Below are 12592 nucleotides of genomic sequence, written 5' to 3'. Positions count from 1 at the left end.
CCACTCCGGCATTGCTGGCAATGCAATAGGGATGCCAGACACAGTGACCCATTACGGGACAGCTGCGCCGTCGAAGCAAGGCGTTGGCGTCGAATAATATTAACCGTTGCTAATATGCAACCATGTCGTCGTAAGACACTGAATTACAAGGGTCGTGGCAGGCGCCCGACGAGCGCTACCGACCCGTTGGGCCATACGTGAGGTTGGCGGCTTCAAGCCCTCGCCAGCAGCGCCTCGACCTCCTGCAGCGTCGGCATGGACGGAGCCGTGCCCGGACGGGTCACCGAAATGCCGGCGACAGCGCAGGCGAAGCGTACCGCCTCCAAGGGCTCGACGCCCGTGGCAAGCGCCGCCGCCAAGCCGCCATTGAAGGCGTCGCCCGCGCCCGTGGTCTCGACCACCGGGCCGGCGTTGACGGCGCCGACATGGTCGGAACGGTCCTTGGTGTGGAGCAGCGCGCCCTTCTCCCCGAGCGTCACGATGACGGCGCCGACGCCTTTCGCCAGCAGACTGTCGGCGGCGCGGCGGGCATCATCGACCGAAGCGACGGTGATGCCGGTCAGCCCTTCGGCCTCGGATTCGTTCGGCGTGACATAGTCGCAGAGCGCGTAGATGCGGTCCGGCAGGCTGGCTGCCGGCGCCGGGTTGAGGATGGTCGTCACCCCTACCCCGCGTGCGATCTCGAGCGCCTTCAGCGCCGCGTCGATCGGCTGCTCGAGCTGGGTGACGAAGACGCCGGCCGAGCGGATCAGATCGGCGTGAGCTTCGATGTCGGCGGGCGAGATCAGCATCGCAGCACCCGGGCTGACGATGATGGCGTTGTTGCCGCTGCCTTCTTCGACGAAGATGTAGGCGGCGCCCGTATAGCTGTCCGGCGTGTCGATCACGGCGCTCTTCACGCCCGCCGCCTTCCAGGTCTGCTTGGCCATGTCGGCGAAGGCATCGACGCCGAGCCTCGTCAAGAACGTGACGTCGGCACCCAGCTTGCCGGCGGCGACCGCCTGGTTCGAGCCCTTGCCGCCCGGTCCGAGCTTGAACGAGTTGCCGAGGATCGTCTCGCCCATGCGTGGCTGGCGGTCGGCGCGATAGGCGGTATCGGCGACGAAGACGCCCAAGATCACAACAGGCTTCATGACGACTGGCTTGCCGGCGGCCATTTCTCTACTCCGCTTCCGGCGGAATGACGCCCTTGCGGAAGGCGAAACAGCCGTAGAAGCGGCGCTCGCCGGTCTGGATGACGCAATAGGACTTCTTGGCGCGCTCGTAGAAGGCGTAACGCTCGATCGAGATCATCGGCCAGGACTTGCCTTCGGCCGCGTCGATCTCCTTCTGCACCTCCTTCTGTACCGGCGGGATTTCGTTCGGCTTGCCGACGATTTCCATGCGGGCGGCCGCATCGTTGACGAAGCTGTCCAGCGGGTAGAGCGACAGCACCGCCTTCACCACCTCGGCCGCCGGCGCATCGATGCGCAGCAGCTTGCCGAGCACGGTCTGCTTCGCGACGGAGTCGGATGGAAAATTGGAGTCGGCGATGATCAGGTCGTCGCCGTGCCCCATAGCCCGCAGCGCCTGGAGCACATCGGCATTGAGCAGCGGATTGATCCCTTTGAGCATGGTTCCCTCTCGGAAGTCTGTGTGCGGTCTGGAGCAATTCCCGGAAAAGTGTGAGCGGTTTTCCGTCCGGAATTGCGTAAAGCTCTAAAGGCGCTTGCCGGTCCCCGCATCGAAGAGATGGACGTGGTCGAGCCGCGGCCTGAGTTTCAACGTATCGCCCGGTTTGAAGTCGTGGCGCTCGCGGAACAGCGCCACCATCTCGCCCTCGCCGAAGCGCACGAACACCAAGGTCTCCGAGCCTGTCGGTTCGACCACCGAAATCGTGGATGCGACGCCGTCGGGATGGATTTCCAGATGCTCCGGGCGCACGCCGTAGACGACGGCCTGTCCGTCCTCGGTCGCGACACCGGCGGGCATCGGAAAGGCCGAGCCCGCTATGTCGACGACTGGCTTCTCACCCTTCTTCACCGTGCCCTTGAGCAGGTTCATCGCCGGCGAGCCGATGAAGCCGGCGACGAACAAATTGGCCGGCCGGTCGAACAGTTCCAGCGGCGCGCCCACCTGCTCGATGCGGCCGTCGCGCATCACCACGATCTTGTCGGCCATGGTCATGGCCTCGATCTGGTCGTGGGTGACATAGATGGTGGTGGTTTTCAGCCGCTGGTGCAGTTCCTTGATCTCGGTGCGCATCTGCACGCGCAGCTTGGCGTCGAGATTGCTGAGCGGCTCGTCGAACAGGAACACCTGCGGATTGCGCACGATGGCGCGGCCCATGGCGACGCGCTGGCGCTGGCCGCCGGAAAGCTGGCGCGGATAGCGCTTGAGATAGGGATTGAGGTCGAGGATATCGGCTGCGCGCTTCACTCGCTCCGCAACGACGGCCGGATCGGTGCCGCGCAGCTTCAATGCGAAAGCCATGTTCTGCTCCACCGTCTTGTGCGGATAGAGCGCGTAGTTCTGGAATACCATGGCGATGTCGCGCTTGGCAGGCGCCAGGTGGTTGACGACACGGTCGCCAATCGAGATCGTTCCGCCGGAGACCGTTTCCAGTCCCGCCACCATCCTGAGCAGCGTGGACTTGCCGCATCCCGAAGGGCCAACCAGCACGACGAACTGGCCGTCGGCGATATCGACGCTAACCTCATGCAGAACCTTGACGGTTCCGAATGCCTTGGCCACATTGTTAATTGCGACTTGAGCCATCGTCTCCCCTATCTTTTTCGTGGAAGCTAGCCATTGCCAACGGCAAGGGCAAGTCGGTATCTTATAGATAAAAAGCCATTCTTGTTGACAAGGTAATCGATTACGCGAATAGTGGCGAGTGCCAATCCGACAGCCGGTCCTTGTCCGGGAAATCGGATCTCCAGGCGACGCAGGGTGGGGTCCCACGTCCCCCTATGGTATAGGAGAACCGCAGACGTTTCGGCGTCCGAGAGATTGGCAAAATCAATTCGCGACTGAAGTTCTGGGAGGAACCTTGAGATGAGAGTCGATCTTTACGAAAAACTGGTGCGAGCCGGGGCAACCCGCCGCGATGTGCTGAAAGGCGCGGCCAGCATGGCGGCACTTGCCGCGGCGTCCGGCGCCGGGCTCGGCGCGCTGACCAAACCGGCCGCCGCCGCGGATGATCTGCGCGCGAAAATCCTGCAGATCCCGGGCGTCGGCAAAGGCCAGCCGACGGACGCCGACTTCCAGAAAGTCGGCGAGCTTTGCCTGGAAGCGACCAAGGCCAACGTCAAGGAAGGTGAATTCGCCGGCGTCGAGCTCACCTTCATGGGCCTCAACAATCAGAACCTGCACAACGTGCTGTTCCGTGGCTTCCTGAAGCCGTGGGAGGCCTATACCGGCGCCAAGATCAGCTGGATCGACCTTGCCCAGGCCGATTACAACGCCCGTCTGCAGCAGTCGATTGCAACCAAGACCGTCGATTTCGACATCATCGAGATGGGTGCGCCCTTCGAAGGCGACGTCTGCGGCAAGGGCCTCACCTCGGAGATGCCCGACTGGGTCAAGAAGCAGATCGACATGGACGATCTCGTCAACTACCTGAAGCCGCCGGTCGGCACCTGGGACGGCAAGCAATACCGCGTGACCATCGACGGCGACACGCACAACTTCAACTACCGCACCGACGTGTTCTCCGACTCCGAGCTGGCGGCAGCCTGGAAAGCCGACGGCGGCGACAAGGCAGGCATGGCCGAATGGGGCGTGCCGAAGACTTGGCAGCAGGTGCAGGCCGTCACCAAGTTCCTCAAGGGCAAGCAGTTCAAGGGCCAGGACGTCTATGGCTACCTCGACGCGCCCAAGCCCTGGGGCGGCTTCGGCTTCTACTTCCTCGGCAGCCGCGCCTCGGCCTATGCCAAGCACCCCGACGACAAGGCTTGGCTGTTCGATGCCGACACGATGAAGCCGCGCATCAACAATCCGGCCTGGGTGCGGGCCATCCAGGACGTGATCGACGCCCTGCCCTCGGAGCCGCCGGACCAGATCAACGCCGATCCGAACACCACCGGCTTCCAGCAGTTTCTGGCCGGCACCGGCTCGATGATCCCCTGGTGGGGCGACATCGGCTCCAACGTCAAGACCAACGACTCCTCGGTCATCGGCGACGTCACCGGCTTCTCGATCCTGCCGGGCTCGGACGATGTCTACAATTCCAAGACCGGCAAGTGGGACAAGCTGGCCAGCGGCCCGAACTATGCGCCGAACTGCGCCTATCTCGGCTGGGGCGTCTATGTCATGGCCCGCGTCGACAGCGACGAGAAGAAGAAGAAGGCGGCGTGGTCGGCGGCGGCCCATCTCGGCGGCAAGGATCTGTCGCTGTGGTGCGCGGCCTATCCTTCCGGCTTCCAGCCCTATCGCAACTCCCATTTCAACATTCCGGAATGGGTGGCGGCCGGCTATGACGAGGCCTTCATCACCTCGTATCTGAAGTCGGAGGGCGACTCCTACAACCATCCGAACGCCGCGATCGAGCCGCGCATCCCCGGCATCTTCCAGTATTACAGCGCCGCCGAGGACATCCTGGCCAACACCTTCGCCGGCAAGATGAAGGCGCAGGAAGGCGCAGATGCCATCGCCGCCGCCTGGGAGAAGCTGACCGACCAGATCGGACGCGAGAACCAGATCAAGCTCTACAAAGCCTCGCTCGGCATGTAGGCTGTCTCGTGAGAAAGTCGCGGCCCGGCGACACCTCGTCGCCGGGCCGCATCTTGACCGGCATCGCCCGATCACTTGGGCTTCGAGCAATTCCAGGAAAAGTGTGAAGCGGCTTTCCGTCCGGAATTGCGTGAAAACAAAAGGTAGAGGCGATAAGCGTGGCTGAGCAGACTTCGACCGCGAATGCGTGGCCGGCAAATTCCACGGCGACCGATCTCATTCCGCCCGGCCGCAAGCGCCTCGGCTGGGCCCTGATGGTTGCTGCGACGCTCGCGCTGCTGGCGACGATCGTGATGCAGATCCTCTACAAGACCGAAGTCGACACGGTCGGCTTCTATACCTGGCGTCCCGTGGTCTACGCCTATGTGCTGTGGGGTGTCGCGCTCGGCGCCTGGCAGGTGCTGACGCGCGGCGAGGACGGCCAACGCGCGCTGTTCCTGCTGCCGGCGCTGCTCTTCACCATAGCCATGGTGATCTTCCCGACGCTGTTTGGCTTCTACATCGCGCTGACCGACTGGAACCTCAGCTCGTTTTCCGGCCGCAGGTTCAACGGGCTCGACAATCTCTGGCAGATGCTGGGCGATCCCTATTATCGCAACGCGCTGTTCAACATGGTGCTCTACGTGCTGGCGGTGCTGGTCGAATATGTCATCGCCTTCGGACTGGCGCTGCTGCTCAACGCGCAGATCCGCGCCAGAAAATTCTTCCGCGTGGTCTTTCTGCTGCCACTGATGCTGTCGCCGGTCGCCGTCTCCTGGATGGTCGGCAAATCGCTGATGGAATACCGGTTCGGACCGGCATCGACGCTGGCGCGCCATCTCGGCTGGAACAATCCGGCCTTCTTCTCCGACCCCATCATAGCGCGCATCTCGATCATGGTGCTCGACGCCTGGACCTTCATCCCGTTCATGATGATCATGCTGCTCGCCGGCCTGCAGGCCATGTCGCGCGAGGTGATCGAGGCGGCGCGCGTCGACGGCGCGAACGCATGGCAGACCTTCTGGCAGGTCACCTTTCCGCTGATGCTGCCGGTGTCGCTGACGGCGGTGATCCTGCGCATCATCTTCAAGCTCAAGCTTGCCGATATCATCATCACGGTAACGTCCGGCGGCCCCGGCGGCGCCACGGATTCGGTTTCGAGCTTCATCTACCGCGAGTATCGCGACCGCTCGAATGTCGGCTACGGCACCATGCTCGCCATGGTCTACCTGATCATCATCGTCGTGTTCGTCACCTGGCTGCTGAAGATCGCCGGCCGTTTCGTGCGCAACGTCAACTGAGCGGCATCATGAGCGTCCAGACCACCGAATACACCGTTTCCGAGATCCGCTCGCCGGCCGCCTTCATCACCAGCCGCGTCTTCATCTATGGCGCGCTGGTGTTCTGGTCCTTCGTCTGCCTGTTCCCGATCTACTGGACGATCACCACCTCGTTCAAATCGGCCGTCGATGTCACGCAAGGCCACCTCATCCCCTTCATCGACTTCCAGCCCGACTGGAAAGGCTGGCGCTCGCTCGGCCTATCGCCGGATTCGATCTTCCAGACCTCGACCGTGCGCGACGAATTCCTCAAGCGCTTCATGAACTCGGTCATCACCTCGGTCGGCGCATCCAGCCTTGCCATCGTCATCGGCAGCCTCGCCGCCTATGGCCTCACCCGCTATCGCTACAAGTTCGCGTGGTTCAAGAACGAGGACATCTCCTTCTTCTTCCTGTCGCAGCTCATCCTGCCGCCGGTCGTGCTGGCGCTGCCCTTCCTGGTGCTTTACCGCGAGGTGGCCCTGCTCGACACGCGCATCGGGCTCGTGCTCCTCTACACGCTGATGGTCTTGCCGATCGTCATCTGGATCATGCGCGACCAGTTCAACTCCATTCCCGTCGAACTCGAGGAGGCAGCACTCGTCGACGGCCTGTCGATCTGGGGCGCGTTCTTCCGCATCGTCATGCCGATCGCGCTGCCCGGCATGGTCGCCGCCTTCATCCTGGCGATGGTGCTCTGCTGGAACGAATATTTCTTCGCCGCGCTGCTCACCTCGACGGATGCCAAGACCATCCCCGTGATGGTGGCGAGCCAGACCGGCTCGCAAGGCATCAACTGGTGGTCGATGGCAGCCCTTGCCACGGCAGCCATCGCACCGCTGGCGATCATCGGCATCGCGCTCGAACGTTATCTGATCATGGGCATGACAGCCGGTTCGGTGAAGTAGCCCCTTTCCTTCTCCCCTTGTGCGAGAAGGTGGATCGGCGCGTTAGCGCCGAGACGGATGAGGGGTGTTCCAGCGGAGTGAACGTCGGCGTTCCCTGGAACACCCCTCATCCGTCCGCTTCGCGGCCACCTTCTCCCACAAGCGGAGAAGGGGGAGCTAGGCTCGCAGGATCGCCCGTAGGTGATCGAGGATCATCGCGACGCCCTTTTGCCCCAGCTCGGCCGAAGCCTCCGGCGCGCCCTTCGTGTACCAGCCCTTGTTGTCCGCGAAATGGCCGGCATCCACCGCCTCGGGGCATAGCGCCAGCATCAGCGACGTCTCGCCGATGCCGGCATGGTCGAACGGGTATTTGCCGTTCATGGCGGCGGCCGGCATCAGCGGATGCACCTGCACCCAGTTGAAGACATTCTCGCCCTGGGCGTGGCCGGCATAATAGTCGGCCATCTTGTCGGAGCCCCACCAGCCCTCGCCGCGCTCCTTTTCCAGGAAACGGAAAATCGCCTGCCGGCCAGCGGTCTTGAAGGCGAGATCGGTCGGCATGCCGGCGACAAAATTCTCGGTCTGGTGATGGATGATGGCGTGGATGTTACGGAAGCCGATGCGCAGCAGGCCGTAGAACAGCTCTTCCGCAAAGGGAGCCAGCACCGGACCGCCGACCTGCACCGAGCCGCTGCCTTCCGGCGGCTCCACGGCATAGCTCGCCGCGCCATAGTAGAAGGGCGGCAGGATGACGATGTCCCTCTCCTTCTCGACGAGTTCGAGCGTCTTGATGACGGCGAGCGTGTCCATGCCGACCGCCATGTGCTCGCCATGGTATTCGAGCACGCCGAGCGGCAGCACGACCGGCCAGTTTTCTTCGATCGCCTTGCGGATCTGGTGCGGCAGCATCAGTTCGTAGCGCATGTCTCTACTCCAAGTTGGTGTGCCGGGCGCGCATCGCTTCCGGGGTCGCGCCGGTGAGCGCCTTGAGCTTCAGCACCATCACTTCGAACAGCAGGAAAAGCGCGCCCTCGAACAGCGAGCCCATCGGCAGCACCGAAGTTCTGGCGGCGCCGTGGTCGCTGGCCATGGTCTGGGCCGGAACGAGCAGCGTGAAGTCGGCAAGCTTCGCGGCGCTGCCCGCCGGTTCGGCGGTAAGCAGCAGCACCTTGGCGCCGGCGTCGCGGGCGACACGCATCAAGGTGAGCACGGTGGTGGTTTCGCCCGGTCCGGAGCTCGCGAGGAAGATGTCGCCTTCGCCCAGCGGCGGCGTGGTCATATCGCCGACAACCGAAACCGGCAGGCCTAGATGATAGAGCCGCATGGCGAAGCCTTTGACCTGAAGTGCCTCCCGGCCGCAGCCATAGACGACGATCTTGCCGGCATCGGCCAGCATTGCGCAGGCGGCGTCGACCCGGTCGTCATCGATACGCCGCACCACGGCGGCAAGCTCGTCCAGCGCGGTTGCAAACATGTCCGGTCCGGCTTGCGTCATGGCGGTTCATCCCATTCTGCCGAGGCTTGATCAGGCTTGCGGCTTTTCGTGCGAAACACTTGTTTTTGTTCATGCTATCACCGCGAAAATTGCTGTCCAACGAGCCTCGGTGCTTTTGCTGTGCCAGCGGCGTGATAGTGTCATGTCAGACAAATCGATCCGGGAACATTGAGGCTATGAAGACACGGCATTTCGACCGCATCGGCAATGGCGGCATCACCTTCACCGAGCTCGGCTTCGGCACCGCGCCGCTCGGCAATCTCTACCGCGCCGTCTCCGATGAGGATGCCAATGCCACGCTGGAGGCGGCATGGGAGACCGGCTGCCGCTACTTCGACACCGCTCCCCTCTATGGCCTCGGCCTCTCCGAAACCCGGCTCAATCCTTTCCTGCGCGGCAAGAAGCGTGACGACTATGTGCTGTCGAGCAAGGTCGGCCGCCTCTTGCGCGTCTCGCCGGCCGACCAGCGCACCGGTATCGGCAAGTTCTTCGAGACGCCCTCGCGCCGGGAAGTCTACGACTACAGCTATGACGGCGTGATGCGTTCCTTCGAGGCATCGCTGGAGCGTCTCGGCGTCGACCGCATCGACATCCTCTATGTGCACGATGTCGACATCTTCACCCACGGCAGCAAGGAGGCGTCGGACAGGCGCATCGAGGAGTTCATGTCCTCGGGCTATTACGCCCTGCTTTCGCTGCGCGACCAGGATGTGATCAAGGCCTTCGGCGGCGGCATCAACGAATGGCAGGTCTGCCAGACGCTCGCCGAGCGCGGCGATTTCGACCTGTTCCTGCTCGCCGGCCGTTACACGCTGCTCGAGCAGGAAGCGCTGGCTACCTTCCTGCCGCTCTGCGAGAAGCGCGGCATCGGCATCGTTCTCGGCGGCCCTTACAATTCCGGTATCCTGGCTACGGGACCGAAGCCGGGCGCTTTCTACAATTATACCGAGGCGCCGCAAGCCGTGCTCGACCGCGTGGCGCGCATAGAGGCGGTCTGCAAGCGCCATGGCGTGCGGCTGATCGAGGCAGCGCTCCAGTTCCCGCTGCAGCATCCTTCCGTGATGTCGGTGATCCCCGGCGGCCAGCGGCCAGCCGAGGTCGAAAGCAATCGCGCGCTGCTCGATGTCAAGATCCCGGCGGCCTTGTGGGCGGATCTCAAGCAGGAAGGCCTTATGCGCGCCGACGCGCCGACCGGCTGAACGCACGCCCCGCGGACGCAGGGCACGAAAAAGAAGAGCCGGGCAAGCCCGGCTCTTCTGAGCTTAAAGAAAAAGGTCTTAGTTGACCGCGTCCTTGAGGCCCTTGCCAGCCGAGAACTTCGGCACGGTGCGCGCCGGAATCTTCACTTCCGCGCCGGTCTGCGGGTTGCGGCCGGTCGAAGCAGCGCGTTTTGACACGGTGAAATTTCCGAAGCCGACAAGCCGGACATCGCCGCCCTTCTTCAGTTCGCCAGTGATCACGGAGAACACCGCATCGACGGCAGATTGCGCATCAGCCTTCGAAATGCTTGCGGAGTCGGCGACAGCGGACACCAGTTCGTTCTTGTTCATCAAAATTCCCTTCCATGAGAAAACCGGAACGTACGACTCATCCGGCAGGAAACGGACTTTAGAAAGAAGCGTTCCGGAACCCAAGCCGAAAACCGCGGAATTCCGGGCTTTTTTCCACTTTTTCGGAGATTTTTCACATGAAAAAGCCGGGCTGGAAGCCCGGCTCTCTCGTTGTGCGTTGCAATGTTAGAAAATGCTAATGTGCAAGCGACTTGCCGGCGTCGTCACCGGCATCCACGCCGGCCGGCGGATTCACCGGCTCGACCCATTCGATCGGCTCCGGCATCTTGACCAGCGCGTGCCTCAGCACCTCGCCGACCCGCGAGACCGGAATGATCTCCATGTTGTTCTTCACATTGTCCGGAATCTCCGCCAGGTCCTTGGCGTTGTCTTCCGGGATCAGCACCTTCTTGATGCCGCCGCGCAGCGCGGCAAGCAGCTTCTCCTTCAGGCCGCCGATCGGCAGCACCCTGCCGCGCAGCGTCACCTCGCCGGTCATCGCCACATCGGCGCGAACCGGAATGCCGGTGAGCACCGACACGATCGCCGTCACCATCGCCACGCCCGCCGACGGGCCGTCCTTGGGCGTCGCGCCCTCCGGCACGTGGACGTGGATGTCGCGCTTGTCGAACAGCGGCGGCTCTATGCCGAAATCGATGGCCCGCGAGCGAACATAAGAAGCCGCCGCCGAGATCGATTCCTTCATCACGTCGCGCAGGTTGCCGGTCACCGTCATGCGGCCCTTGCCGGGCATCATGACGCCTTCGACCGTCAGCAGCTCGCCGCCGACTTCCGTCCAGGCTAGACCGGTAACGACGCCGACCTGATCGTCGGCCTCGACCTGACCGAAGCGGAAGCGCGGAACGCCGAGATAGTCGGCAAGGTTGTCCGCGGTGATCTTCACCGTCTTCTTCTTCGTCCTCAGGATCTCGGTCACCGCCTTGCGCCCGAGCTTCATCAGCTCGCGCTCAAGGCTGCGCACGCCGGCTTCCCTTGTGTAGGTCTGGATGATGCCGCGGATCGCGTCCTCACCGACCGAGAACTCGTTCGGCTGCAGCGCGTGATCGCGGATCACCTTGGGCATCAGGTGACGCTTGGCGATCTCGATCTTCTCGTCCTCGGTGTAGCCGGCGATACGGATGATCTCCATGCGGTCCATCAAAGGCGCAGGGATGTTCAGCGTGTTCGCCGTCGTCACGAACATCACGCTCGACAGGTCGTACTCGACCTCGAGGTAATGGTCCATGAACGTCGAGTTCTGCTCGGGATCGAGCACCTCGAGCAAGGCCGACGACGGATCGCCGCGGAAGTCCTGGCCCATCTTGTCGATCTCGTCGAGCAGGAAGAGCGGGTTGGACTTCTTGGCCTTCTTCATCGACTGGATGACCTTGCCGGGCATCGAGCCGATATAGGTCCGCCTGTGGCCGCGGATCTCGGCCTCGTCGCGCACGCCGCCGAGCGCCATGCGGATGAACTCGCGGCCGGTCGCCTTGGCGATCGACTTGCCGAGCGAGGTCTTGCCGACGCCGGGCGGGCCGACGAGGCACAGGATCGGCCCCTTCAGCTTCTTCTGCCGGCTCTGCACGGCGAGGTACTCGACGATGCGCTCCTTGACCTTGTCGAGGCCGAAGTGATCCGCGTCGAGCACATCCTGCGCGAAGGCGAGGTCATGCTTGACCTTGGAGTTCTTGCCCCACGGGATCGACAGCAGCCAGTCGAGATAGTTGCGCACGACAGTGGATTCAGCCGACATCGGCGACATCGACCGCAGCTTCTTCAATTCGGCTTCCGCCTTCTCGCGGGCCTCCTTGGAGAGCTTGGTCTTCTTGATGCGCGCCTCGATCTCGGCGGCCTCGTCGCGGCCGTCCTCGCCCTCGCCGAGCTCCTTCTGGATCGCCTTCATCTGCTCGTTGAGGTAGTATTCGCGCTGCGTCTTCTCCATCTGGCGCTTCACGCGCGAGCGGATGCGCTTTTCCACCTGGAGCACGGAGATCTCGGCCTCCATGAAGCCCATCGCCTTCTCGAGACGCTCCTTGACGGAGAGCGTGGCGAGCATCTCCTGCTTCTCGGGGATCTTGATGGCGAGATGCGAGGCAACCGTGTCGGCGAGCTTGGAGTAGTCGTCGATCTGACTGGCGGCACCCACCACTTCGGGCGAGATCTTCTTGTTCAGCTTGACGTAATTTTCGAAGTCGGTGACGACCGAGCGGGCAAGCGCCTCGATCTCGACCTCTTCCTCCTCCGGCTCGACCAGCGCCGTGGCGCGGGCCTCGTGGAAATCGGCGCGGTCGGTGAACGAGACGATCTTGGCGCGCGAGGCGCCCTCGACCAGCACCTTCACGGTGCCGTCGGGCAGCTTCAGGAGCTGCAGCACATTGGCGAGCGTGCCGATGTCGAAAATGGCATCGGGCTCAGGATCGTCGTCGGCTGCGTTCATCTGGGTGGCAAGCAGGATCTGCTTTTCCTGACCCATCACTTCTTCCAGCGCCTTGATCGACTTTTCACGGCCCACGAAGAGCGGAACGATCATGTGCGGGAACACGACGATATCGCGCAGTGGGAGGACCGCGAAAACGCCGTCGCTGGAAGACTTGGATATCTTGGCCATTGTCCAACCTTTCATGTCGCGGCCGCTAATTGAGCCAACCG

At 63.0% G+C, this 12592-nt stretch carries 11 protein-coding genes; 4 read left to right on the top strand and 7 right to left on the bottom strand.

Going from position 1 to position 12592, the window contains the following annotated elements:
* Positions 1-212: 212 nt before the first annotated feature.
* The 3 genes from rbsK to ugpC form a co-directional block, all read right to left on the bottom strand.
* Complete coding sequence (gene rbsK / locus QAZ22_RS19050) at positions 213-1157, bottom strand: ribokinase (RefSeq protein WP_278202276.1); 945 nt, start codon at positions 1155-1157, stop codon at positions 213-215.
* A 4-nt stretch (positions 1158-1161) separates the two neighbouring features.
* Positions 1162-1614: an RbsD/FucU family protein gene (locus QAZ22_RS19045; protein ID WP_278202275.1), complete on the bottom strand. Its 453-nt coding sequence runs from the start codon at positions 1612-1614 to the stop codon at positions 1162-1164.
* A gap of 84 nt (positions 1615-1698) precedes the next feature.
* Positions 1699-2757, bottom strand: a complete 1059-nt coding sequence (ugpC, locus tag QAZ22_RS19040; protein WP_278202274.1) for a sn-glycerol-3-phosphate ABC transporter ATP-binding protein UgpC — start codon at positions 2755-2757, stop codon at positions 1699-1701.
* Positions 2758-3036: 279 nt separating this feature from the next.
* Between ugpC and QAZ22_RS19035 the strand changes: the two genes are divergently transcribed.
* The 3 genes from QAZ22_RS19035 to QAZ22_RS19025 all read left to right on the top strand — a co-directional run bounded on the left by QAZ22_RS19035 (position 3037) and on the right by QAZ22_RS19025 (position 6919).
* The gene (locus tag QAZ22_RS19035) at positions 3037-4713 is read left to right on the top strand and encodes a sugar ABC transporter substrate-binding protein (RefSeq protein ID WP_278202273.1); all 1677 of its coding nucleotides are present in this window, start codon (positions 3037-3039) and stop codon (positions 4711-4713) included.
* Positions 4714-4871: 158 nt separating this feature from the next.
* Positions 4872-5993: a sugar ABC transporter permease gene (locus QAZ22_RS19030; RefSeq protein ID WP_278202272.1), complete on the top strand. Its 1122-nt coding sequence runs from the start codon at positions 4872-4874 to the stop codon at positions 5991-5993.
* An 8-nt stretch (positions 5994-6001) separates the two neighbouring features.
* Positions 6002-6919 carry a carbohydrate ABC transporter permease gene (locus QAZ22_RS19025; RefSeq protein WP_278202271.1) on the top strand — a complete coding sequence of 306 codons (918 nt, stop codon included), beginning with the start codon at positions 6002-6004 and terminating at the stop codon, positions 6917-6919.
* A 156-nt stretch (positions 6920-7075) separates the two neighbouring features.
* Here the strand turns inward: QAZ22_RS19025 and QAZ22_RS19020 are convergent, their stop codons facing one another.
* Both QAZ22_RS19020 and hxlB read right to left on the bottom strand, forming a co-directional pair.
* Positions 7076-7822, bottom strand: coding sequence for a creatininase family protein (locus QAZ22_RS19020; protein WP_278202270.1), 747 nt, complete (start codon positions 7820-7822; stop codon positions 7076-7078).
* A 4-nt stretch (positions 7823-7826) separates the two neighbouring features.
* Positions 7827-8393, bottom strand: coding sequence for a 6-phospho-3-hexuloisomerase (hxlB, locus tag QAZ22_RS19015; RefSeq protein ID WP_278202269.1), 567 nt, complete (start codon positions 8391-8393; stop codon positions 7827-7829).
* A 176-nt stretch (positions 8394-8569) separates the two neighbouring features.
* On the opposite strand from hxlB, the gene QAZ22_RS19010 reads away from it, so the two are divergent.
* The gene (locus QAZ22_RS19010; RefSeq protein ID WP_278202268.1) at positions 8570-9592 is read left to right on the top strand and encodes an aldo/keto reductase; all 1023 of its coding nucleotides are present in this window, start codon (positions 8570-8572) and stop codon (positions 9590-9592) included.
* A 78-nt stretch (positions 9593-9670) separates the two neighbouring features.
* On the opposite strand, the gene hupB is transcribed toward QAZ22_RS19010, so the two are convergent.
* Positions 9671-9943, bottom strand: a complete 273-nt coding sequence (gene hupB, locus QAZ22_RS19005; protein WP_027166452.1) for a DNA-binding protein HupB — start codon at positions 9941-9943, stop codon at positions 9671-9673.
* Positions 9944-10139: 196 nt separating this feature from the next.
* Positions 10140-12551 carry an endopeptidase La gene (gene lon / locus QAZ22_RS19000; protein ID WP_278202267.1) on the bottom strand — a complete coding sequence of 804 codons (2412 nt, stop codon included), beginning with the start codon at positions 12549-12551 and terminating at the stop codon, positions 10140-10142.
* Positions 12552-12592: the final 41 nt, after the last annotated feature.

Origin of the sequence: Mesorhizobium sp. WSM4906 (genome assembly GCF_029674625.1) — a bacterium.
Classification (GTDB): domain Bacteria; phylum Pseudomonadota; class Alphaproteobacteria; order Rhizobiales; family Rhizobiaceae; genus Mesorhizobium.
This window is presented reverse-complemented; position numbering and strand designations above follow the sequence as displayed.